This is a genomic window from Salinisphaera sp. LB1 (assembly GCF_003177035.1).
Classification (GTDB): Bacteria; Pseudomonadota; Gammaproteobacteria; order Nevskiales; family Salinisphaeraceae; genus Salinisphaera.
The window spans coordinates 3421121-3443389 of record NZ_CP029488.1 but is presented as its reverse complement, the minus strand read 5'-3'; the positions used below and the strand labels follow the sequence as shown (position 1 = coordinate 3443389).

Genomic DNA, 22269 nt, shown 5'->3' with positions numbered 1-22269 from the left:
GATTATCCGTGCGCCATGCGCGCGCCGACGATGGTCCCGCCCTGGCCGCCATTTACACGCCCTTCGTGACCGATCACGCGGTTTCGTTCGAATATGAGCCCCCGGATGGCGTGGCCATGGGCCAACGCGCGCTTGCCATCGACGCAACCCACGCCTGGCTGGTTGCCGAGCATTCGGGCGAGCTGCTCGGCTATGCCTATGCCACGAGTTTCCGTAGCCGTGCGGCTTACCGCTGGACTGTCGAAGTCTCGGCCTATCTGCGCGACTCGGCGCGCGGATGCGGCGTGGGTGAGCGCCTGTACCGCGACCTGTTCTCACTGCTGGCCGCGCGTGACTACCGCCAGGCGATCGCAGCCATCACGCTGCCCAACCCGGCCAGTGTGCGATTCCACGAGCACTTCGGGTTCACCCGTGTGGGCGTACTCCAGGGCGTGGGCCATAAATTCGGGCAGGCCCACGACGTCGCTTATTACCAACGCGCGGTCGGCGGTGGCGAATGAACCTGCTCGTCCATCTTCGGTTGGCCGATCGCAGCGACACCTCGGCTGCCGGACAGATCCTGGGCGATATCGTCAAGGGCCGGATCGATCGCCTGTGTTTCGACCCCGATACCGATCACGGCATCCGCCTGCACCGGGCCATCGACTCGGCAAGTGACGCCCATCCGGCACACCGCGAACTGCGTGAACGCTTTGCCCCGCCACTTCGGCGCTATGCCGGCATCGTCGTGGATATCGGCTTCGACCACGCCCTGGCCCGCAGCTGGCATGAGTACAACGATGAGCCGCTACAGACCTTCGCCTTCCGCATGGCGGCCCGGGTAGCCGACGAGTGGCCGGCAGCTGCGCCGGTGCCCGCCCCCGATGTGCATGCCTTCGCGCGAATGCTCGTCGGCTATACCAGGCCCGGCGGGATTGACCGGGCTCTGGCAGCCGTCGGACGGCGTGCAACCCGCCGTAATCCACTGCCCGAGGCGCTTCCCGCCCTGTTGCGGCAATATCCGGGATTCGTGTCGCGTTTACCCGTCTTGCTCAAGGCACTCGACGACGTCGTTGCCGCTTCCGGCCACACGCGGCCATAAAAAAGCGCCAGCCGACCGCGTCGACCGGCGCCCGTGCGACACGGCTGCGCCGTGATCGCGCTACTGCGCGATGGCGTTGTTGGCGTCGGTGAAGCCCGACAGCGAAACTTTCAATTTGATCTGATCGCCCTTCGGCCCGACGATCGTGACTTGCGCCGTGTGACCATGCTTGAGCTTGTTCAGCAGCGAGTTCTTGATCGGGAAGTCCGCGCGGCAGCCCTGCTCGAGACAGATCTGGAACGGGAACCGGCGCGGCTGATCGCCGTCCACGCTGAGCTGCACCCCCGGGGCCAGACGCGTTCCCAGCGGTAGGATGAAGATCATCGCGGCCGTGTTGATCTGCGGCGGGTAACCCATGACCACGCGCATGATCGGCTTGCCGGAATCCGGACTCTTGACCAGCTGCGTCATCTCGCACTCGTTCTTTTTACCCGACTTCGGGCAGCGAACTTCCCAGTCGTCGTAGTGCGTGATCTTGACGTTGTTCTGGCCCGACTTGCCCGCAGCGGCATTGCTGTTCTGGGCCGCCGCTACGCCGACGACGCCGAACAGGCTGGCTGCGCACAGCAGGACGGCGGAAAACCGGAAAGCTCTGGACATTTGTTATCCCCTTGTGTGGTTGGAAGGCGGGCCGCGATCATGCAGTCCGCGAGTGCGGCGTGAGAGTCAGGACGCCGCCTTGGCAAATTCGGTGCCCCGCGATTCTCGCCCGAGCATGGCGCAGATCGCAATGATGATGGCGACCACGCCCGCGACCGATAGCCGCGCGAAACGGTAGTTCCCATTGTGCCTGGCTGCAATTGGCGTTTGGGGTAGTGCGTCCGCCGCGGCGATGACATAGCCGATGGGGTAGACAGCCCCGGCAACACCGCGCGGCTTCCGATTGGCACGGACGGCACATGAAAACGTCCTGGGAACGATCGGTCGGCGATCACGACGAAACAGCGTCAGATTATGGGTGGCGTGTGGGTTGCACAATACAGCAACCGTCCCGGGGCCGGTAGGCGGCAATTCCGATAGAGGGCCGGGCGCGCGCGGTCATTCGGCCGCATGCCTGCAGCCCATCGGTCATCGCGATACGACGATCAGGGCGCGTCAACAAGCCGCCAACTGCGCATCGAGACGCTTGGATGAAACCTTGATCGCGGTTCCCAGTTGCTGGGCGAAGAGCTGTACACGGAATTCCTCGACCATCCAGCGCAGCAGGGTGAGTTCGTCCGACCAATGACCGCGCCGCACGGCTTTCTCGGCGCGTTGCTTGTATGCCTGCCAATACGGCGTGACATCGCGCATGCGCGCCTTGTCGGCGGCGGCGCCGTCCGCGGCCAGCTTGTCGAGCCGGGCGTCGATGGCCTTGAGATAACGCGCCAGATCCTTCGCCCCGGCCAACGGGTCATCGGCCGAACTGATGAAACCGAGGTGCACGAGATGGGCCAGTTGATCGTTGATGTCCTCGATCGACGCCATCCAGTCCAGGCCGATGTTCTTCGACAGTCGTTTGCGAATCGTCGCGAGCGTGTCCAGCATCGGCTCCAGCGCCTGCCAGAGCGCGACCGCGTCGGCCATCAAATGCGAACGCGCCGTTTCCAGCGCGGCGTCGAATTGGTCCGCCGTTACCGGGGTCGCGCCAAGACGCGCGTCGATCAGCGCGATCAGAAGATCCGCCACCAGCGCGGACTCGCCGTCCTGTTCGATAATCTCGACCAGCGCGGGATCCACGCCGGTGGTTTCCGGCGGCCGATCGAACTTCGCCACCGCATGACGCTTGAGGTTCGGCAGATCGCGCTTGACCAGTCGCGTGGGCCGGCTCGCTGCCAGCCGGATCAGGCGGATCACGCCACGGCGATGAACACGCGCTGCCTCCGCCGGCTCGTCGAGCAACTCCAGATCCACGTGATCGCCGCGATCGATCAACGCCGGCAAGGCCTCGATGCGCACCCCCGCATGCTCGAGCGTGACCGGCCGATCCAGCGCGACATCCGCCGGCCATGCCGTAAGCCCCGTGCGGCGCAAATCATGGTCGGCAGATTGCGATACGGCCGCCCGGGCGCGTTCGCCCAGTTCCTCGCGCAGGCGTGACAGATCGCGGCCGGTGGCAATGGTCTCGCCGGCCTCATCCACGACCTCGAAACGCATCCGAAGATGATCGCTCGGGGCGAAACCCTCCCAGGCATCGTCGGGTATCTCCAGCCCGGTCATCTCGCGGATGGCCCGGCGCAGCGCGGCTTCCGGGTCGCCCGAGCCGAATTCGACCCGTTCGGCAGCGGCGCGGGCAAACTCCGGCACGGGTACCACCCGCTTGCGCAGCGTCTTTGGCAGCGCCTTGAGATATTCGCGAAACTTCTCCTCCAGCAGACCGGGTACGAGCCAGTCGGCGCGCTCACCCGACATCTGGTTGAGCGCGGCCAGCGGAATCCGCGCCGTGACGCCATCGTCCGGCCGCCCCGGCTCGAACGCATAATCGAGCTTGACTGGTAGATCGCCGAGCGTCATCGATTCCGGATACGCGCCCTCTTCCAGTTCGACGCCGGCCGAGCGCAACAGCTGGTCCTCGTCGAAATGCAGGATGTCGGCGTCGTTTTTCTTCAACCACTGGTCGAGTGTCTTGCGGTCGTGCACTGTCGCCGGCAATCGCGCATCGTAGAACGCTGCCTGCGTGGTCTCGTCGACCAGCAGATCGCGCCGGCGAAAACGCGCCTCGCGATTCTGGATCTCCTCGACCACCGCCTGGTTATAGGCCAGAAACTCCGGCAACTTGCCGCGCCGGTCGGCCACGGCAAAGGCGACCAGTCCGTCGCGGATGAAGATCTCGCGTGCCAGCACCGGGTCGATGCGGCCGAAATCGACCTTTCGCCCATCGGCGAGGGTCAGCCCGAACAGCTTGACCCGCTCGCGCGCCGCCACCTGGCCCCGGCGTTTCTCCCAGTGCGGATCGTAGTGCTCACGCGTCACCAGATGCGCCGCTGCCTGCTCGATCCACTTGGGGTCGACGCCGGCCACGGTATGCGCGAACAAGGCGCTGGTCTCGATCAGTTCACCAGCCACGATCCATTTCGGCGGGCGCCGGGCCAGCCCCGAGCCGGGAAAGATGCGGAACTTGCGCCCGCGCGCGCCTAGATACTCGGCGCCCTTTTTCTTCGGCTTGCCCTCGCCCGGCTCGTCGAGCTGACCGACATGATCGAGCAGCCCCGGCAGCAGCGCCTGGTGCAGCGTCACCGGATCGACATCCGCCAGGGGCCCGCGCGCCGGGTCGCTGTTGAGCCCGATATCGTGGCCGATCCGGCGCAACTGGCGCGCCAGATCCTCCCACTCGCGCATGCGCATGAAATTGATGAAGCGGTTCTTGCACCAGGCCCGCAGCTTGTTGCCGGACAATTCGCGCCGCGCCTCGACGAACGCGTCCCAGAGTCGCAGCAGACTGATGAAATCCGAGCGATTGTCGACGAAGGGTTTCTGGGCCTCGTCGGCCGCGTCGCGCATGCCGGCCGGGCGCTCGCGCGGATCCTGGATCGTCAGACCGGAAGCGATCACGCGCATGGCAGGCGAAACACCGAGCGCATGGCCGGCAATCAGCATGCGGCCGATGCGCGGATCGAGCGGCAGCCGCGCGAGCTGGCGGCCGAGTGGGGTAATGCGGCCATCGGCGAGTGCTTCGAGCTGGGCGAGCAGATTACGACCGTCGTTGATATAGCGCCGCTCGGGCGGATCGATGAACGGGAATTCCTCGATTGCGCCGAGCTTCAGATCCGCCATCGTGAGCAGCACGTTGGCCAGATTGGTGCGCCGGATCTCCGGGTCGGTGAAATCGGGCCGCGCCTCATAGTCGGCCTCGTCGAACAGCCGGATGCACACCCCGGGGGCCACGCGGCCGCAACGCCCCGCACGCTGGTTGCAGCTCGCCTTGGAGACCGGTTCGATCGGCAGGCGTTGCACCTTGGCGGCGGTGGAATATCGGCTGATGCGCGCCAGGCCGGTATCGACCACGTAACGGATGCCGGGCACGGTGAGCGAAGTTTCGGCCACGTTGGTCGACAACACGACGCGGCGCCCGTTGGAGGCCGAAAAGATCCGGTTCTGCGCTGAGCGTGTCAGCCGGGCATACAACGGCACGATCTCGGCGACGAACTTGTCGCCGGCCAGCGCCTTCGACAGATGCCGCTCGGTATCGCGAATGTCACGCTCGCCCGGCAGAAAGACCAGGATGTCGCCCGGCCCTTCGCGCCAGAGCTCGCGCACGGCACTTTCGATCGCATCCGGCCAGTCCAGCGCGCGCTCGGCGTCCGGCTCGACCGGCGGCCGATAGCGCACCTCGACCGGATAGCCACGCCCCTCGACATTGATGATCGGGGCGTCGTCGAAGAATTCGGCGAAGCGCTCCGGGTCGATGGTCGCCGAGGTCACGATGACCTTCAGATCCGGCCGATTCCGCAGGATGCGCTTGAGATAGCCGAGCAGAAAATCGACGTTGAGCGTGCGCTCGTGGGCCTCGTCGATGACGATGGCCTCGTACTTGTTCAGAAACCGGTCGCGCGCGGTCTCGGCCAGCAGAATGCCGTCGGTCATCAGCTTGACCTGGGTGGCATCGGAGAGCTTGTTCTCGAAGCGCGTCTGGAAGCCGACCAGGCCGCCGGATTCGGTGCCGGTCTCCTCGGCCACGCGCTGGCCCACGCTGCGTGCCGCGAGCCGGCGCGGCTGGGTATGCCCGATCAGGCCGCGATCGCCGATGCCGGCCTGCATCAACAGCTTCGGCAGTTGCGTGGTCTTGCCTGAGCCCGTTTCGCCGCAGACGATCACCACCTGGTGCGATTCGATCGCCGAGCGGATTTCGTCCGCGCGGGCCGTGACCGGCAACCCCTCGGCCAGTACGATGGGCGGGCGCTCTGCCGCCCGCCGTTCCGTGATCGCCGCACTGGCGGTGATGCCTTGCTCGACCCTGGCCCGGGCCGCGGCGTCACCGGCCTTGTTCCATTGCCGGAGCAGCCGATAGCGGTCACGCGTCTGCACGCGCTCGAGAATATCTTCGATGGATTGCTGGGTGTCAGTGGACAATGGCGGTTCCCGAAAGTCCGTCGGTTTACCCGGCTTGCAAATAACCATTTGCCGATCGGATCAGTAAAATACTGATCGTCATTCGCCGGGACGACTCAATGAATTTTCATACGCGCAAGTGGATCAAGCCGGAGGATCTGAACCCGAACGGCACCTTGTTCGGCGGCAGCCTGCTGCGCTGGATCGACGAAGAAGCCGCAATCTACGCGATCATCCAGCTCGAAAACCCGCGTATCGTCACGAAGTACATCTCGGAAATCAATTTCGTGTCGACCGCCATCCAGTCCGACATCATCGAACTGGGCATCATGGCGACGAAATTCGGGCGCACGTCGCTGACCATGTGTTGCGAGGTGCGCAACAAGATCAGCCGCAAGTCGATTCTCACCATCGACCAGATCGTGTTCGTCTCGGTCGACGAAAACGGCCGCCCGAAACCGCACGGCAAGACCGAAATCAGTTACGACGACACCGACCGGCCGCGCGGCACCGGCGATTGAGCCGCATGCGAGCGCCGTTGCCGAGGCCCGGCCGACGCTGCCTGTGGAGCCTGGCGCTCGCCGCGGCGGCCGCATTGGCCGGCTGCGGGCCACCGGCCACGCTCAAGAAGCGATCGGGTTACTGGGCCGATCAAAGCGTGCAGGCCAGCGCATACAATCATCGCGTGCGTTTTCTGGTCCTGCACTACACCAGCGATCGCGCCGGCCGCGCGCTGACGGTGCTGACGGGGCCTCATGTGAGCGTGCATTATCTGGTCGGCCCCGAGCCGACAACACGCGACGGCGCGCCGATCGTACGCCAGCTCTTGCCCGAGGACGAACGCGCATGGCATGCCGGGGCGAGCAGCTGGGCCGGGCGCCATCACATCAATGACACCTCGATCGGTATCGAGATCGTCAATCTGGGCCCCATCGACACGCCGGGCGAGCCGCGTCGATGGCAACCCTATACCGATGCCCAGATCCGGGCCGTGATCGCGCTGGCACACGATATCGTGACGCGTTACGACATCAAGCCGGCGAATGTGGTCGGACATTCCGACATCGCCCCGCAGCGCAAGATCGACCCGGGGCCGGCGTTCCCATGGCATCGGCTGTACCGGGCAGGTATCGGCGCCTGGCCCAATCCGGAACGGGTAGCGCTATACGCGCGGCGTTTCGCCGACCATGCGCCGCCCGTGGCGCAGATCCAGTCCCGGCTCGCCGACTATGGCTACGACCTGCCGGTCAGCGGCCGGCTCGATGCGCGAACCCACGCGGTATTGCGTGCCTTCCAGATGCATTTCCGTCCGTCCGGCGTGAACGGCATACCCGATACCCAGACGCTGGCCCGGCTGTGGGCGCTCGATGCGCAGTATCGATAAAAGCGGCACCATCCGGCGCCGCTTTGTCTTTCCCCAGGATATAGGCCGCGGTCGACTACATCGGGGGCACCGTGCCATTACGCCCGACAATCACGCGCTCGGCGCTGAATTTGCCATGGGTCTTGGGTCCGGCGACGAACACATGGGCACCGGCCTTGATATCCGAACGGCGACCCGGCGCCACCTTGACCGTGGGTACGTCGGCCGGCACCACGATCGTCTTGCTGCCCTTGCCGTAATCCACCTGCAGGGTGATCGACTGGCCGCCGCCCGACTTGCTGGTCACGCTGCCGTTGGTCATGCTCGAGCCCGAGCTCATCGAGCCACCGCTCTTCGCGCTCACCGTGCCATTGGTCATGCTTGAGCCGCCGCTCATGCCACCACTGGTTTTGGCGCTGACGGTGCCGTTGGTCATGCTCGAACCGTTGGCAGTGGCACTGCCCTGACCGCCGGCGCTGCCATTGGCCATCGCCGGCGACAGATCCCAGCCGTAATCACCCAGGCCCGTGCCCTTCATCGACGGCGGAAAGATCACCATCTCGAGCGCCCGGTTCTGGCCATTGCGTTCGACGTTGGCCGTGCCGATGAAGGTGCCCTTGTCGATGTTCGACAGATCCCCTTTCGTCACGGCCGCGATCTTGGTATTCGACGACAACACGATCTGGCGCTCGTCGCCGGATCGGGTGGTCATCGTGAAGCCGTTGTCGGATACCGACGTGATCTGACCGCGCAGATGCTGGGTATCGGCGGCCAGCGCCGGGAGCGCGGCGACAGCCGCGAGTGCGATGGCGCCGGCTACGGCGATGGATGTTGTACGAATCAGATTTTGCTTCATTGGTGAACCTCACCATTAAATTGCAACCAATCTAATGTAACAGACATGCGCCTTCAATATACGCCGACTACTTGAGTTCGATGGTCGCCAGTTCCAGGGCGAGCTGTCGCGACTGTTCGCTGAGGCGTTGTGCCAGCCAATATGACCCCTGCATCTCGTACGCGAGATGCGCATCCGGATCGGGCCCCGGCGTGCGGCCGACTTCGCGGCGCGCCAGTGCGTGCAGACGGCGTGTATCGCCGGAGCGCAGCGCCCGGGCGCTGGCCAGCAGCATCCGCCGCATGACCGACCGTCGTGCGGTCAGCACTTCACGGGTCGCGCCCCACTGGGGGCTGTCTTCACGCTGCGCGGCGGCCGTGGCCAGCAATTCCAGCCCGCTCAGTATCGAGCGATGCAGCCGCTGGATCTCCTCCAGCCGCCCGGCCGGCACGCTGAGTTCCTTGGACACCGGCGCAATCAGCGAACGTAGCGCCACCAGCCGACGCGACAGTTGGGCGAACACGCTCACCTGCTCTTTCGCCCCCATCGGCGCACCGATCATCAAGCGAGTATAGAGCCGCGCGCTTTCGCGTAGATTCTCGGCCAGACGAAAACGCCAGTCGTAGGTGGCATACAAGGGAAAAGCAAAGGAGAACACCAGCGCCACCAGTGTCCCGATGCCGACGTTGGCCGCCCGCCACAGGCCGATATCCAGTGCGTTGTCGCCGTGGCCGCCGACGATTACCAGCGTGATGCCGGTCAGCAGCGCGATATAGCCCGCCTTGCCGACCGCGTAGTAGGCACAGATCCCCGCCAGAATGGAGGTCAGCGCATAGGTGAGCGACGTCATGCCGAGCACGCTGTGCTGAGCGATAAGCAACAGACCGAGGGCGGCGCCGATCGCGGTTGCCACGCCGCGCTCGAAGGCTTTCTTGCGAATATTGCCGTGATGCTGGAGCCCGCCGATCACCACCAGCAATGTGATCGAGGCCCAGAATCCGTACGGCACGCCCAGCCCGGTGGTCAGGCCGATCGACGCGCCCATGGCCACCGCCACCCGCAGGGCATGCAGATACCGCGCGTTGCGATAGCGAAAATAAGGCGAGCGGCCAAGATGCCAGAGATAGCCGGGCCAGCTGCGGTGCCCTAGTCGGCGCGTGAAGCGGCCGCGTCGGCGTTTCACGCGGGTGCCGGTCAAGGCGCTCCGTGGCTCAAGCACTCGACCGCAGGAGGCGATCCCGGGCTGCGACTGCGCGCCGCGCCGCATCCTCACGGTCGTCGCCGAATACCGTCATATGCCCCATCTTGCGGCCCGGGCGGGCTTCGCCCTTGCCGTAGAGATGCAGCTTGAGTGCCGGATCGGCCAACGCCGCCGTCCAGTCCGGGGTGCCGTCCTGCCAGAGATCGCCCAGCAGGTTCACCATCGCCGACGGGGCCAGCCGCGCGGTGTCGCCCAACGGCAGGCCACAGACACTGCGCAGCTGCTGCTCGAACTGACTGGTGGCACAGGCATCGAACGAAAAATGCCCGGAGTTGTGCGGGCGCGGCGCCAGTTCGTTCACGCGCAGGGTGCCGTCACGGCCGAGGAAGAACTCCACGCACAGCACGCCGACCACATCCAGCGCCTCCAAGACACCGCGCGCAATCCGTATCGCCTCGTCGGCCACCGCCGGATCGAGCACCGCGTCCGGGATGGAGACATCCAGAATATGATCGCGGTGCCGGTTCTCGACCACGCCGTAATGGGCGAATGCGCCGTCCGCGCCGCGCGCGGCAATCACCGAGACCTCGCTGTCGAAATCGACGAAGCCTTCCAGCACCGCCTCGCCGGCCCCGATCGCCGCCCACGCCGTATCGGCCTCGTCGGGCGACTTGATCACGTACTGGCCCTTGCCGTCGTAGCCGAAGCCGGCAGTCTTGAGCACGCACGGCGTGCCCAGGCGCTCGATCGCCCCGGTCAGCGTGGCGCGATCGGGCACGTGTTCGAACGGCGCGGTGGGAAAGCCCGCCCCATGCAGGAAATCCTTCTCGCGCTGGCGATGCTGCGCGATATGCAGCACCCGGCCGTCCGGGCGCACCGGGACGTACTCGGCGGCCGTCGCGGCGGCCTCGAACGGCACATTCTCGAATTCGAAGGTCACCACATCGACGCGCGAAGCGAATTCCGCCACGGCGTCCAGATCCTGGTAATCGCCCACCGCCTCGCGATCGGCGACCTGGCCCATCGGCGTATCGTCGCCCGGTGAGAAGGTATGCACGCGATAGCCCATGCGGCGCGCCGAAAGCGCGAACATGCGCCCGAGCTGACCGCTGCCGAGCACGCCCAAAGTCGATCCGGGAGCAATGGTGGAACGAAAACCACTGGATCGCGTCATGACAAGGTCTCGTTTCGAACTTTTTCGGCCTGTGCGGCCCGGAAATCGGCCAGCGCGCGGCGTAGCGGCTCGCGGCGGGTGGCCAGCTGGGCGACGGCAAAAAGCGCGGCGTTCTTGGCGCCGGAGTCGCCGATGGCGAAGGTGGCCGTCGGTACGCCGCCCGGCATCTGCACGATCGACAACAGGGAATCGATGCCCTGCAGCGCCCGGCTCTTGACCGGCACGCCAAGCACGGGAAGCAGCGTCTGGGCGGCCACCATGCCCGGCAGGTGCGCCGCCCCGCCGGCACCAGCGATGATCACCTCCAGGCCCCGGTCTTCGGCCGTGGTGGCGTATTCACGCATCAGATCCGGCGTTCGATGGGCCGAAACCACACGGCACTCGTGCGGGATCTCGAAACGATCGAGCATCTCGTGCGCATGGCGCATGGTGTCCCAATCGGACGTGCTGCCCATGATCACGCCGACGAGCGGCTTGTCTTCGGCCATTTCGTGCCCCCTGCGGGTCGCAGAAAAGCGGTCTAGTCTAGCAACAAAGGCGCCCCGTGTTCCGTCCTACGACCAATGACGGACCCGCGCCTTTCTCAGTCCAGAACCACCAGGCGGTTGGGCAGCTCGTTGCGTGCATGCGTGGCCGGCACGGCCTCGGCGAGACGGGCACCACAGGCTTCCACGCACTCGACGAACCCCGCCTCGGTCTCGCCCGCCGCGACGCGCGCGGTAAAGCGCTCGATGATCGCCGACCAGGCGGCATCGTCGATTCTTGCCGCTACGCCGTGGTCGGTGAGAATTTCCACATAGCGCTCGGCCTCGGCGACGAAGATGAGTACGCCCGTGGCCGCCTCCGTGCGATGCAGGCTCTGCTCGAGAAACTGGCTGCGAGCCAGTGCCGCGGCGCGCGCATGCCGCAGGCCCCTGGGCACCAGGCGCGGCGTGACCGCCGGCAGCTGAAAGATCGCGCCGAGCACGACGAACACGCCCCACTGGATCAGCAGCAGCGTGCGCACGTCGAACCATGCCGGGAAGAAAACGACCAGCCCCGGCAGCATGAGCGCGGCCAGCGCAGCCCAGAACAGGCCCACCCAGCGATATTCATCGGCCTGGCGCGCGACCACGGTCACCACTTCGGCATCGGTATCGCGCTCGATTCGATTGATGGCCTCGGCCACCGCCTCGCGTGCCCGTTCGTTGAAAACCGTCATCGCTTACCAACCTCCCGAGGCGCCACCGCCCCCGAAGCCGCCACCACCGCCGGAGAATCCGCCCCCGCCGAGGCCGCCGCCACCAAAACCACCGGCACCTCCACCGAATCCTCCGCCCATGGGGATGAACCACGGCATGAAGCCACCGCGGCGCCGGCGTCCGCCACGACCGCCGCCGCCCCCGCCGAACAGCGCGACAATGGCGATGATGAGCACAAAGAACATCAGCGTATGCCCCAGCGACGGTCGCCGTTGTTCGTGCTGCTGATGCTGCATCGCCTGCGAGGCCTGCTGCACCAGCTCGGACGGCGGCTTACCGCCGAGCAGCTGGACGATGGCGGCCGTGCCCTGAAGCACGCCGGCGTCGAAATTGCCCTTCTTGAAGGCGGGCTCGATGACCTGATGGATGATCACCGAGGACTTGGCGTCGGTCAGCTGCCCTTCCAGGCCGTAGCCGACCTCGATCCGGATCGCATGCTCTTTCTTGGCGATGATCAACAGCGCGCCGTTGTTCTTTTTCTTCTGCCCGATACCCCAGGCGCGGCCGAGCTGGTAGCCATAGGTCTCGATCGAGTCGCCGCCGAGATCGGGCAGCGTGACCACGACGACCTGATCGCCGTTGGCCTGTTCGAGGGCGGCCAGCATGCGCGTGAGCCGCGTCTCCGCGGCCGGCGAGAGCATGTGCGCGTCGTCCACCACCCGGCCGGTCAGCTTGGGGAAATCCGGTTTGGCGTCGGCGACACAGGCGATCGCGATCAACGCCAGCGCGACCAGGGCAACAAACGCCCGGCGCAGGCCAGGCCGCATCAGAACGACACCTTGGGCGCCTGCGCCGCGTTCGGCGACGAGGCCTTGAAATTGGCGTGCGGCTTCATGTCGCTATACAGCAGCCAATGCCAGATCCGGCCCGGGAAGGTCACCAGATCGGTATTGTATTTCTGTACCGCCTGGATGTAATCGCGCCGCGCGACGGCGATGCGGTTTTCCGTGCCCTCGAGCTGCGACTGCAGCGCCAGAAAATTCTGGTTCGATTTCAGATCCGGATAGCGCTCGGACACCGCGAGCAGCCGGCCCAGTGCCCCCGACAGCTGATTCTGGGCCGACAGATAGCGCTTGAGCTTGTCGGGGTTGTCGATGGTACTGGCATCGACCTGGATCGACGTGGCCTTGGCCCGCGCCTGGGTGACTGCGGTGAGTGTGTCCCGCTCATGCTTGGCGTAGCCCTTGACCGTGGATACCAGATTCGGGATCAGATCCGCGCGGCGCTGGTACTCGTTCTGCACCTGGGCCCATGCGGCTTTGACCGCCTGGTTGTCACGCGGGATGGTGTTCACCCCACAGCCGGCCAGCAGGCCGACGAGCACAAGCACGACGAGCCAGCGCAGGGATTTGAATCCGGAGTGGGTGAAAACGGCAGACGAAGCGGTCATCGAGGGCAGCGATTGATGGGCGAAGCGCCGATACTAAACGTAACGCAAGCAGCGCGTCAGGAACCTTTGTCGTCTGCAACGATCCCAGAGTTGCCAAGCCGCCGCATGGAGGTCACATGAAACATAAAACTACGGCACTATTACTGCTGCCCCTGATAGCCGGCAGCGCTCTTGCCGCCGGGTCCGACGCCGGATCCAAGCCGACGCCGACGTTGCATGAAAGCGACAGCGTCACGATCGCCGCAGCGCCGGACATCGTGTGGTCCACCGTGCGCGATTACGATGCACCGAGTGTCTGGGACCCGTTCATCACAAGCACCACGCTCACGCACGGCAAGAACAACAAGCCCGGGGCCAAACGCCACATGACCACGGCGGATGGCAGCACCATCGACGATACGCTGACCGCCTGGAACGCCGACAAACGCATGTTCGCCACCCGCATGATCCATACCGATATGCCGCTACGACACTATCGCGACCGGGTCGAGGTCGAGGCCACTGCCTCGGGCTCACGGCTGATCTGGCAGGCCCGCTTCCAGCCCGCCGCCGGCGCGGTGCCCGGGAAAGTGCGGGCCATGGTCAAGCATCGAATCACGCAGGCGCTGGCCCATGTCAAGGCCATGCTCGGCACCCGCAGCGGCGCTTCAAAGCCGAACACCGCCGGTTCTACAACGACAGCTGCGCCGTCGCCGTCTCAGTCGTAAACGGCGTGGCTCTGGCGAGCGCCATCCAGTGGCGGGTCTCGAGCGTGTAATCGCCGATCGGCGCGGGGCGGGCGATCCGAACCCGCGCGTCGGGCGAATACACGGCCACGCCATAGTCGGCGGGGATTTCCCCGGGTTCGGCGATGCCCTCCGCGATCACCAGATAGATCGAGGCCGCGAGTTCGCGATAGCGTTCGATCTTGGCCGCCCGCAGTTCGCAGAGCAGATCGGCGCGCCGAACCTTGATCTCGTGTACCTGCGGTGCGAGATGGTCGGCGCGCAGGCCGCGCACCAACGAAAACACATCCGGCTTGCAGGCGCGCCAGCGCCCTTCGTGTTCGGTACGCACCGAGAGTTCAGTGAACACCAATCGCCCGATCGAAGCCAGATGGCTGGCCACCGCGGTCGTGGCCTCGCTGTGGGCGTCGCGGGCACTCCGGTTGCGCTTGAGCCCGGCGCCGAGCGCGGCGCGTCCTGCTTCGGTCAAGGCGAACCGGCTGGCACTGTCCCGGCCCGCCTGCTCATGGACCAGACACCACCGCAGCAGGTCGATATCGATGTTGTCGTGACACGCCCAGCCCTGCGAGCCCCAGTAATGACGCAACCGAGCCGCATGCCGGCGCGGCAGCGGCGACGGCGCCGGTTCGGCTTCGTTTCGCGTGCTCATGCCCGCGCCCTTCTGCTCATGGCCCGGCCGTAATCGTCCACGCGCGCCAGACTGGCGCGAAATAGCAACCATGCCATCGAGCCGGCGAGGACGTTGCCCGCCAGCGCGCCGATCGCCGTCGTGGTCATGCTGGATGCGAATACGCCGATGGCCACGCAAGGCAGGTAGCAGACAAACAGGCGTGCGAACGAGATGAGCATGGCCCGCACCGGCCAGCCGAGCGCGTTCGAGGCCGAGACCACGATCATGCAGACACCCAGCAGCGCATAGCTCGGCAGCATGAAACGGATGAGCTGTACCAGGTCATGCTGGACCGCGGCGCTGCCGGCCAATGCCGCCGCCACCCAGGGCGCGGCCAACGCCATGGCCATGCCGAAAAGCAACTGCCAGATCAGCACCGCCTGAAACGCAATATGCGTCAGCGCCCGGATGCGCGGCCAGTTGCCGGCGCCGTAGCAATGCCCCAGCCATGGCGGCAGCGACATGGTCAGGCCCAGCACGACCATCAGCGACATGGTCTCCAGCCGGCTCTGCAGCCCCCAGGCGGCGACCGCCGGATCGCCGAGCGTCGCCACCAGCCCGGTCGTCACCATCGCCGCCAGCGGCGGCATCAGCTGGCTGATCATGGCCGGCCCGGCGATCACCGCAAACGGCCGCGTCGAACGTCGCGCCTCCTCGACCAGGCCGGCGTTCGACAGCCAGTCCTGGCGCCACAGGCACGCCGCGAGAATCAACAACCCGATCAGAAACGCGATGATGGTCGCGATCGCCGCGCCCGGCAGCCCGAAGCCGCCGACCGGCCCCCAGCCGAAGATCATCAGCGGATCCAGCGCCAGATTGCACAGACTGGTGAGCACCATCAGCATGCCCGGCAGGCGCGTGTCGTTGTGTGCCCGAAACAGCGTGTAACCGAAGTACAAAAGCGCCGACAACCAGTTCGCCACGAGCTGGATTGCCCAGTAAGGGGCGATCCGGTCGAGGTTCTCGGCGCTGGCACCGAGCTGCGCGAAGACCATGCCATGGGCGAACCAGAGCACGATCGCAAGCACGCCCACGGTCAGGCTGCCGCCGATCAGCACCAGCGAACCCAGGCGCCGCGATCGCTCGATCTCGCCGGCGCCGATCGCGCGCGATATCAGTGCCGCGATCGCGATGCCGAGACCTACCTGAATCCCGATCATCAGAAAAGTGACGGGGAACGTGAACGACTGGGCTGCCAACGGCCCGGTTCCCAGCCGTGCGACGAAGGCGGCGTCAACCAGCTGAAACCCCAGCAACGACAGCACCCCGATCGCCATCGGCCAGGTCTGGGCGAACAATTGGCGTCGCAGAGACCACAGGCTGGCCTGCGAGGCGGTTTCCGGCACGCGGGCCTCGAACGGACAATGAAGACAGGCCATCATTCTACGCCAAGACCTGTCGCCCACCCGCCAACCGCCTGCGAGTTCCGCCCATGACCCAATCCATCCCGCACGCCGACACCCGCTGGCCACAGGTCGTGATCTTCGATCTCGACGGCACGCTGATCGACAGTGCGCCGGACATCGCCGCCGCCGTCAACGCGGCACTCACGGACCACGGGATTGTCATCGACGCCGCCGCCGCACGCCGGTTCGTCGGCGACGGCGCCCGAAAACTCATCGAGCGTGTCCTCGACGCGCACGACGTGGCCGCCACCCGCACGGAAATCGACGCGCTCACAGCTGCCTTCACGGCCTGCTACCAGGACCGTCCCTGCCAGCACAGCGTCGTCTTCGACGGCGCTGTGCTGGCGCTCGCTCGTCTGCGGGCCGATGGCAGACGGCTCGCGGTCTGCACCAACAAGCCGCAGCGGATCGCCGAGCACGTGATCGCGCATCTCGGCCTGGATCATTACATCGATGTGGTGATCGGGGCCGGCGTTCACCCACTCAAGCCCGATCCGGCGCCGCTGCGGGCCTGTCTCGCGGCATTGGCCTGCGATGCCGACGCCGCCCTGTATGTCGGCGACATGGGCGTCGACCGCGAGGCCGGGCACGCCGCCGGCCTGCCGGTGCTACTCGCGGCATTCGGCTACGCGTCCGCCCCGGTCGCCGAACTCGGCGCGGACGGCGTACTGACCCATTGGCACGAAATGCCAGGCGCGATCGCCGCTCTGCGCCGTTCCGCTTGACGGGCGCGGCGCGCATGATTTGTGCCCGACTGCCTTAGGCGTCGTGCATCAGCCGAGCGGCAATCGGCGAGCGCTGATCATCGGCACCGCGATGGCGCTGCCGAGCCCGCACGCCGGGCCGGCATCCCGGCCGGCGGGACACGGCCCTTTTTTTTCGCCCCTGAGTAAACCTTGCCGCTAAATCATTGTCATAGCGCTGGGATGCGGTATGCCCGCCAATCGACGACAACAGACTCGGGACCCGGCAATGCACGTATTGATCATCGAAGACGATATCCCTCTTGCCACCCAGATCGGGGACACCATCGAAGCCGCCGGCGACGAGCCGGACTACGCCGACGACGAAGCGCTCGCGCTGCGACTGTGCGAGATGAACCGTTACGACATCGTCGTGCTGGACAGCGAAATGCCGCGCTGCGGCGTCGACGCGTTCTGCCGGCAGCTTACGGACGCCGCCGGCCGCCGGACCCCGGTGCTCGCACTCGCCGCGGGCTCTCTGCGCCCCTGCGATCCCGCGGAATGCGGGCCGCATGCGTTTGCGTTGCGCTCGGTCGAACCCCGCGAGCTGCACGAGCAACTCAAGGCCCTCATGACCGAATGCGGCCAGGGGCTCGCGCAGCTCACCGCGGGCGAGCTGCACATGGATCTGGAACAACGCAGCGTCTATTGCGGGCAGATCCCGGTCGAACTCGCGCCCATCAGCTTCCGCATCCTCGAACTCCTGGTACGCGCCTGCCCGGGCGTGGTCACGCGTGCCCAGATCGAAAAACAGATCTGGGACGACAACCCGCCTGAATCCGATGCCGCGCTACGCGGCCACATTCATCGCCTGCGCCAGCTGCTCGAACGTCCCACCGCAAAACAGATGATTCGAACGGTCCATGGCGTCGGTTATCAGCTCGATACCGCACATTGAAAATCAGCCGGTTAAAAAGACTTCCGACAAACGAGATTTAAAGCGGATTCGAGATACCGCGGCGAGATCGGCCTTGCCCGCGCGCGGGCAAGCATTACCGCACATTACTGTGCCAGGCTGGCGCGATCGGTTAGAATGCGCGCCAGGCCGCCGTGGTGGAATGGGTAGACACGCTAGGTTTAGGTCCTAGTAGCCGTGAGGCTGTGGGGGTTCAAGTCCCTCCGGCGGCACCAACTCGCATTGTTCAATCAGCCGTTAGCCGTATCGATGCGCGCCGGCCCATGCCGTCGTCGGTGCCGGGAACGGCGCGCGCGGATCCGCGCTGGCGTGCGCCTCCTTTGTCCCGAGTAAGCCTCGCGCACCCCATAGCCACGGCCGATCGCTTTCTCCGACGCACGGGCCTGATGCATAGTATGGCCACAATCCACGGCTGGAACCGATACATGGCTTTCAATACCCAGGACGCCCCGGGCGTGCACGAACAGGTGCCGGGCGAGACGCAGGGTTTCGTGTTCAACCACACGATGATCCGCGTGGTCGATCCGGAAGCCTCCCTGGCTTTTTACACCAAGGTCTTCGGGATGCGCCTGTTGCGTACCAGCGAGAACCCGGACGGCGAGTTCACGTTGTATTTCCTGGCCACCACGGAAGGCGACGACGTGCCGGAGGACGAGTCCGAGCGCGTGAAATACGTGGGCCGGCGCGAAGGCGTACTCGAGCTCACGCACAACTGGGGCACCGAAAACGACCCGAACGCCCGCTATCACGACGGCAATTCCGAGCCGCAGGGCTTTGGCCACATCTGCTTCACCGTGCCCGATCTCCAGGCCGCCTGCGACTGGATGGACCGGAACAATGTGGAATTCAAGAAGCGCCCGGAAGACGGGCGCATGCACCATATTGCTTTCGTGAAGGATCCCGACGGGTACTGGATCGAGCTGGTCGAGCACGGCTGATCCGCAGCGAAGGGCGGGCCGCGAGGCCCGCCCTTCCGTCATACGCAACCCATGCCGCGCGGTGTGTCGGCAACAACGCCGCGCACGCCCCTTGAGTGCGCCCGTTGTGAGCCTTTGGCGTCGGCGACGGGCCCGGAAAGCTCGAAGTCGGCCTGCCCGGCGGCCACCACCGTGGGCCTCAGTCTTTAGCTGATATCCGAACTCATCAACGCCATCGACTGAGCGGGCGGGCGGTCAGTGCGGACCGAAACCGCGCTCCAGCGTCTGCACCGAGACCACGCGCGCATTCTCGAGCGTGACTTCGCGCATCAGGCGGTCGCTGCCAAAGTTGTAGATCCAGCGTTCGCGGTAGACCGGATGCGCGGCGTGACGCAGGAATAACCGATGCGTGCCGTCATCGTAGCGTGTCGAATTGACATAGCCGCCGCTGCGCTGGACGGGCTCGCCGCAGGCCTCGAGCAGCGCATACTTGGACAACCCCGAGACAATGCTTGCCGGGTTGCAGTGGCCGTTGGGCGGCAGCGAACCGGCACGAAAGCCGTACCCAGCCGTGGCGATGGATATCACGCGCCCATCGCGGAACACAATCTGATCCATGAGGCGCCGCGGTCCGCGGTTGTACGTCCATTCCATCATGGGCGGCACCCCCGTGGCCGGCGCAGCGCCCCACCACGGGTCGCGGAAACTTGGTGGCCCACAAGCGCGCACCACCCTGGCCGCCGGATCGCCGTCGGTTACCAGATGACCGTTGCAGCGCAGCGAATCGGCCCGGGCGGCGGGCGGCAGCAATCCGGCGGATAGGATGAGCGTGACCAGCACACAGCGACGCCGGGGCGCGGACGAACGGTGACTAGCCGGGGCCTGCCACATGGTATCGCCGCCCGTGATAGCGCAGCGTCGCGCCGTTCGGGCCGATGCTTTCCACCGCGGGGCCGGCCGCCAGACGCTCACCCTCGTGATAACGGCGCCCATTGACCAGGATGAAACTCCGCCCGGGCACGCTGCTGTACAGCTGACCGTTGATATCCACCGATGGTACATCGTCGAACGCAGACTGATCCGGCGCGTCCGCGCCATTGCCGCCGCCCGCTGTATTCGGCCGGCTCGCGGGGGCGGCGTCCGTGGCCCCGTCGCCGGTCAGCGGCACGTTCGAATAGCGCACCCGTTCGTGAGACCGCGAGTCGCCGTTCGTCCGCGTCGCGACCCGATTCGCCCGGCCGGTGGATGGGGATGCAGCGGCGGTTGCCGCGGTGTTGCGATCCGAACGCGTCGTCCCGCCGCGAGGCGTAGCCGGTGTCGACGGGGCGGGCTCCGCGGCCTGGTTGCCGGTTTTGTTATCGGGGATGGATAAGGATAACCCCGGTGCGAACCGTGTGAGCTTGTCACTGTTGCCGAGCGGCGGCGCATCCGCCAGCGCCACGGCGGATGCCGGATGGCCCGGTTGCGCACGCCAGACATAGATCGCCAGTGCCACGTTGGTGGCCACGAGAATTGCCATCAGCCACAGCCAGGGCCCGGAGCGCTGCCCGGCCGGCAAGGCCGCAGCGCCAGCCGACAAGACCTGGATATCCGGTTCCTGGCGCGCGTAGCGCTCGCGTTCGGCCTTTTTCAGTGCATCGACGAGATAGGACACTTATTTCTTATCCGAAGACTTGGTGGGGGTCAGCGACGGCGCGCCCGGGGACGGCACAGCGCCATTGAGCATCATCTGGGTGCGCGGGCCGGCGATGCCGTCCGGCTTGAGGCCGTGCGATTTCTGGAATGCCTTGAGTCGCTTGCCCAGAGCATCATCGTAGACCGGCGACGGGGGGCCAACCTGACTGTCGGGATGCTTGCCGTCGATCTGCATCAGGCGCTTGCGCAGCCAGACCACGGCACTGCCCACCGAACCCGGCTGGATCAGCCCCACACCGGCGTCCGAACGCCAGATCACCCGGAAGCGGCCGGTCCAGAGCTTGAGCAAGAGTTGACGATCCACGTCGCGCGTGCCCTCGCCGCCCACCAGCGTCACCGTGCCATCGTCGTTGATGCGGCTGAGCAGCACGGTCTGACGGTGGTCCTTTTCCTGGAGTGTGAGCAGCGCCGGGCGGTTGTAACGCTTGATGGTGGCAAAGTCGCCGGTGTCGTCAAGACAGCGCAGGTCGCCCACATGCAGTCTCGAACAACCGCTGCGGATCTGTGCGCCGAACACGCCCCAGAGCCGCAGCAGCTGATTCATGTCGGCATTGCCCTTGGGCAGGGTATGCGTATCCTTTTTGGGCTTTTCCCCGGAGGACTTCGCCTGGTTGCCGTCAGTCGAGGCCTCGTCGTCGGCCGTCTTGTCGGTCTTGGTTTGCGTCTTGCCCTGCTGGCTCGCCGCGTCACTCTCGGCCTTGTCCTTCCGGCTTCCATCCTTGGATGGGTCGCCGGCCGCCGCTTTTCCGCCTTTCCCGCCATCCGGGGTATCGGCCGGCGTCTTGCCCGCCCCGCCGGCCCCGGCGTTAGCGGGGCTGGAGGTCGTCGCCGCGTTCTTTGCTTTCGGGTCGGCCGCGGCGACCCGCTCGCTGCTGGCATGGGCCTCTCGGATCCCCTCCGCTGCGCTGGTCCGGGGAATATCGGGCAGCCAGGCCAGCCCGACCGCGATCCCGGTCACGGCGAGTGCGCCGGTCGGCAACGCGAAACGCCACCAGCGCGCCTGTGGTCGACGCGGGCGGGCCGGCAAGGTTTCGGCCGCCGCGCGCATGACGGTCCACGGCCCGACATAGGGACGACTGTGCGCATACGCACCCATCAGGGCACGTTCGCTGACCATGTTGATCAGCCGCGGGACGCCCCGCGTCAGCAGGCGCAGCGTCATGACGGCCGCCCCGGAGAACAAATGCTGCGGCCCCCCGGCACGTTCCAGGCGATGCTGGACGTATGCCCGCGTTTCGGCCAGGCCCAGCGGCTGCAGGCGGAACCGAGCCGTGATGCGCTGGGCGAGCTGGCGCAGGTCGTGTCGGGCCAGCATCTCGTCGAGCTCGGGCTGACCGACCAGGATCACCCGCAGCAGCTTGGCCTTGTGTGTCTCCAGGTTGGTCAGCAGGCGCAGTTGCTCCAGTACCGCCCGTGAGAGATTCTGCGCTTCGTCGATGATCAGCACGGTGCGCCGGTTGGCCGCATGCGCCTCAAGCAGATGCGCGTTCAGCCGATCGACGAGGGTCTTGAGCGTGGTATCCCGCTCGGCGTCATAGTCCACGCCGAGCTCGTCGCACACCGTCGCCACGAATTCGGTGACGCCCAGATGCGGATTCCAGCACAGCGCGATGTCCAGGTCCGGTGTCTCGTTCTTGACCAGCGCCCGTATGAGTGTGGTCTTGCCGGTGCCGACCTCGCCCACCAGGGCGACGAAACCGCCCTGCTCGCCCGCGCCATACAATAGATGCCCGAGTGCTTCGCGGTGGCTGTGGCCCAGGTAAAGAAAGGTCGGGTCCGGCGTGGCCGCGAACGGATAGCTATCAAAGCCGAAGTACCGCAGATACATCAATAAACCCCGCGCCCCGGCCGTCGTGACCGAAAGTGGCCGATCAGCCGGCGTGG

22 protein-coding genes and 1 tRNA gene are annotated in these 22269 nt (G+C 66.0%); 9 read left to right on the top strand and 14 right to left on the bottom strand.

Features of this window, described 5'->3' with window-relative positions; translation table 11 throughout:
- Positions 1–8: 8 nt before the first annotated feature.
- Together SALB1_RS15430 and SALB1_RS15425 are read left to right on the top strand one after the other, a co-directional pair.
- Positions 9–500 (top strand): GNAT family N-acetyltransferase, encoded by a 492-nt coding sequence (locus SALB1_RS15430; protein ID WP_222843039.1) that lies wholly within the window; start codon positions 9–11, stop codon positions 498–500.
- Positions 497–1081, top strand: a complete 585-nt coding sequence (locus tag SALB1_RS15425) for an ACP phosphodiesterase (RefSeq protein ID WP_109994646.1) — start codon at positions 497–499, stop codon at positions 1079–1081. The genes SALB1_RS15430 and SALB1_RS15425 overlap by 4 nt, the downstream gene beginning before the upstream one ends.
- A gap of 60 nt (positions 1082–1141) precedes the next feature.
- On the opposite strand, the gene SALB1_RS15420 is transcribed toward SALB1_RS15425, so the two are convergent.
- Together SALB1_RS15420 and hrpA are read right to left on the bottom strand one after the other, a co-directional pair.
- The gene (locus SALB1_RS15420; protein ID WP_109994645.1) at positions 1142–1681 is read right to left on the bottom strand and encodes an invasion associated locus B family protein; all 540 of its coding nucleotides are present in this window, start codon (positions 1679–1681) and stop codon (positions 1142–1144) included.
- A gap of 495 nt (positions 1682–2176) precedes the next feature.
- Complete coding sequence (hrpA, locus tag SALB1_RS15415) at positions 2177–6130, bottom strand: ATP-dependent RNA helicase HrpA (RefSeq protein ID WP_158590772.1); 3954 nt, start codon at positions 6128–6130, stop codon at positions 2177–2179.
- Between the two features lie 98 nt (positions 6131–6228).
- Between hrpA and SALB1_RS15410 the strand changes: the two genes are divergently transcribed.
- Positions 6229–6630: an acyl-CoA thioesterase gene (locus tag SALB1_RS15410; protein WP_109994643.1), complete on the top strand. Its 402-nt coding sequence runs from the start codon at positions 6229–6231 to the stop codon at positions 6628–6630.
- Positions 6631–6635: 5 nt separating this feature from the next.
- Positions 6636–7493: an N-acetylmuramoyl-L-alanine amidase gene (locus SALB1_RS15405; protein ID WP_109994642.1), complete on the top strand. Its 858-nt coding sequence runs from the start codon at positions 6636–6638 to the stop codon at positions 7491–7493.
- 55 nt (positions 7494–7548) lie between these two features.
- On the opposite strand, the gene SALB1_RS15400 is transcribed toward SALB1_RS15405, so the two are convergent.
- The 7 genes from SALB1_RS15400 to SALB1_RS15370 all read right to left on the bottom strand — a co-directional run bounded on the left by SALB1_RS15400 (position 7549) and on the right by SALB1_RS15370 (position 13313).
- Positions 7549–8328: a metal ABC transporter permease gene (locus SALB1_RS15400; RefSeq protein WP_109994641.1), complete on the bottom strand. Its 780-nt coding sequence runs from the start codon at positions 8326–8328 to the stop codon at positions 7549–7551.
- Positions 8329–8395: 67 nt separating this feature from the next.
- Complete coding sequence (locus tag SALB1_RS15395; RefSeq protein WP_158590771.1) at positions 8396–9490, bottom strand: FUSC family protein; 1095 nt, start codon at positions 9488–9490, stop codon at positions 8396–8398.
- Positions 9491–9518: 28 nt separating this feature from the next.
- Positions 9519–10682 (bottom strand): 5-(carboxyamino)imidazole ribonucleotide synthase, encoded by a 1164-nt coding sequence (locus SALB1_RS15390; protein WP_109994639.1) that lies wholly within the window; start codon positions 10680–10682, stop codon positions 9519–9521.
- A complete protein-coding gene (gene purE / locus SALB1_RS15385; protein ID WP_109994638.1) occupies positions 10679–11170 on the bottom strand; it encodes a 5-(carboxyamino)imidazole ribonucleotide mutase in 492 nt (163 codons plus the stop codon). The genes SALB1_RS15390 and purE overlap by 4 nt, the downstream gene beginning before the upstream one ends.
- A 95-nt stretch (positions 11171–11265) precedes the next feature.
- The gene (locus SALB1_RS15380; protein ID WP_109994637.1) at positions 11266–11883 is read right to left on the bottom strand and encodes a TPM domain-containing protein; all 618 of its coding nucleotides are present in this window, start codon (positions 11881–11883) and stop codon (positions 11266–11268) included.
- Between the two features lie 3 nt (positions 11884–11886).
- The gene (locus tag SALB1_RS15375) at positions 11887–12690 is read right to left on the bottom strand and encodes a YgcG family protein (RefSeq protein WP_109994636.1); all 804 of its coding nucleotides are present in this window, start codon (positions 12688–12690) and stop codon (positions 11887–11889) included.
- A complete protein-coding gene (locus SALB1_RS15370) occupies positions 12690–13313 on the bottom strand; it encodes a LemA family protein (protein WP_109994635.1) in 624 nt (207 codons plus the stop codon). Before SALB1_RS15370 ends, SALB1_RS15375 begins: the two co-directional genes overlap by 1 nt.
- Before the next feature lie 116 nt (positions 13314–13429).
- Between SALB1_RS15370 and SALB1_RS15365 the strand changes: the two genes are divergently transcribed.
- A complete protein-coding gene (locus tag SALB1_RS15365) occupies positions 13430–14020 on the top strand; it encodes an SRPBCC family protein (protein WP_109994634.1) in 591 nt (196 codons plus the stop codon).
- Here the strand turns inward: SALB1_RS15365 and SALB1_RS15360 are convergent.
- Positions 13983–14687, bottom strand: coding sequence for a hypothetical protein (locus SALB1_RS15360; protein WP_109994633.1), 705 nt, complete (start codon positions 14685–14687; stop codon positions 13983–13985). The genes SALB1_RS15365 and SALB1_RS15360 overlap by 38 nt on opposite strands.
- On the bottom strand, positions 14684–16087 hold the full coding sequence (locus SALB1_RS15355) for an MATE family efflux transporter (protein ID WP_109995490.1): 1404 nt from the start codon (positions 16085–16087) through the stop codon (positions 14684–14686). Before SALB1_RS15355 ends, SALB1_RS15360 begins: the two co-directional genes overlap by 4 nt.
- 53 nt (positions 16088–16140) lie before the next feature.
- Between SALB1_RS15355 and SALB1_RS15350 the strand changes: the two genes are divergently transcribed.
- The 4 genes from SALB1_RS15350 to gloA all read left to right on the top strand — a co-directional run bounded on the left by SALB1_RS15350 (position 16141) and on the right by gloA (position 18711).
- Positions 16141–16839, top strand: coding sequence for an HAD hydrolase-like protein (locus SALB1_RS15350; RefSeq protein WP_109994632.1), 699 nt, complete (start codon positions 16141–16143; stop codon positions 16837–16839).
- 247 nt (positions 16840–17086) lie between these two features.
- A complete protein-coding gene (locus SALB1_RS15345) occupies positions 17087–17755 on the top strand; it encodes a response regulator transcription factor (protein WP_158590770.1) in 669 nt (222 codons plus the stop codon).
- A 146-nt stretch (positions 17756–17901) separates the two neighbouring features.
- Positions 17902–17988, top strand: a tRNA-Leu gene (locus SALB1_RS15340).
- Between the two features lie 210 nt (positions 17989–18198).
- Positions 18199–18711, top strand: coding sequence for a lactoylglutathione lyase (gene gloA, locus SALB1_RS15335; RefSeq protein ID WP_109995489.1), 513 nt, complete (start codon positions 18199–18201; stop codon positions 18709–18711).
- Positions 18712–18945: 234 nt separating this feature from the next.
- Here gloA and SALB1_RS15330 read toward each other — a convergent pair whose 3' ends face one another.
- Genes SALB1_RS15330 through SALB1_RS15320 form a run of 3 tightly spaced genes read right to left on the bottom strand, consistent with a single transcriptional unit; the run spans position 18946 to position 22213 of the window.
- Positions 18946–19530 carry a DUF2845 domain-containing protein gene (locus SALB1_RS15330; protein WP_158590769.1) on the bottom strand — a complete coding sequence of 195 codons (585 nt, stop codon included), beginning with the start codon at positions 19528–19530 and terminating at the stop codon, positions 18946–18948.
- Positions 19531–19561: 31 nt separating this feature from the next.
- The gene (locus tag SALB1_RS15325) at positions 19562–20344 is read right to left on the bottom strand and encodes a general secretion pathway protein GspB (RefSeq protein ID WP_109994629.1); all 783 of its coding nucleotides are present in this window, start codon (positions 20342–20344) and stop codon (positions 19562–19564) included.
- The gene (locus SALB1_RS15320; RefSeq protein ID WP_109994628.1) at positions 20345–22213 is read right to left on the bottom strand and encodes an ExeA family protein; all 1869 of its coding nucleotides are present in this window, start codon (positions 22211–22213) and stop codon (positions 20345–20347) included.
- Positions 22214–22269: the final 56 nt, after the last annotated feature.

Coding starts and splice junctions, on each gene's coding strand:
- SALB1_RS15375 (WP_109994636.1), bottom strand. CDS start 12,690: ATGCGGCCTGGCCTGCGCCGGGCGTTTGTTGCCCTGGTCGCGCTGGCG.
- SALB1_RS15410 (WP_109994643.1), top strand. CDS start 6,229: ATGAATTTTCATACGCGCAAGTGGATCAAGCCGGAGGATCTGAACCCG.
- SALB1_RS15360 (WP_109994633.1), bottom strand. CDS start 14,687: ATGAGCACGCGAAACGAAGCCGAACCGGCGCCGTCGCCGCTGCCGCGC.
- SALB1_RS15400 (WP_109994641.1), bottom strand. CDS start 8,328: ATGAAGCAAAATCTGATTCGTACAACATCCATCGCCGTAGCCGGCGCC.
- SALB1_RS15425 (WP_109994646.1), top strand. CDS start 497: ATGAACCTGCTCGTCCATCTTCGGTTGGCCGATCGCAGCGACACCTCG.
- SALB1_RS15350 (WP_109994632.1), top strand. CDS start 16,141: ATGACCCAATCCATCCCGCACGCCGACACCCGCTGGCCACAGGTCGTG.
- SALB1_RS15420 (WP_109994645.1), bottom strand. CDS start 1,681: ATGTCCAGAGCTTTCCGGTTTTCCGCCGTCCTGCTGTGCGCAGCCAGC.
- purE (WP_109994638.1), bottom strand. CDS start 11,170: ATGGCCGAAGACAAGCCGCTCGTCGGCGTGATCATGGGCAGCACGTCC.
- SALB1_RS15345 (WP_158590770.1), top strand. CDS start 17,087: ATGCACGTATTGATCATCGAAGACGATATCCCTCTTGCCACCCAGATC.
- SALB1_RS15355 (WP_109995490.1), bottom strand. CDS start 16,087: ATGGCCTGTCTTCATTGTCCGTTCGAGGCCCGCGTGCCGGAAACCGCC.
- gloA (WP_109995489.1), top strand. CDS start 18,199: ATGGCTTTCAATACCCAGGACGCCCCGGGCGTGCACGAACAGGTGCCG.
- SALB1_RS15320 (WP_109994628.1), bottom strand. CDS start 22,213: ATGTATCTGCGGTACTTCGGCTTTGATAGCTATCCGTTCGCGGCCACG.
- SALB1_RS15365 (WP_109994634.1), top strand. CDS start 13,430: ATGAAACATAAAACTACGGCACTATTACTGCTGCCCCTGATAGCCGGC.
- SALB1_RS15370 (WP_109994635.1), bottom strand. CDS start 13,313: ATGACCGCTTCGTCTGCCGTTTTCACCCACTCCGGATTCAAATCCCTG.
- SALB1_RS15390 (WP_109994639.1), bottom strand. CDS start 10,682: ATGACGCGATCCAGTGGTTTTCGTTCCACCATTGCTCCCGGATCGACT.
- SALB1_RS15405 (WP_109994642.1), top strand. CDS start 6,636: ATGCGAGCGCCGTTGCCGAGGCCCGGCCGACGCTGCCTGTGGAGCCTG.
- SALB1_RS15380 (WP_109994637.1), bottom strand. CDS start 11,883: ATGACGGTTTTCAACGAACGGGCACGCGAGGCGGTGGCCGAGGCCATC.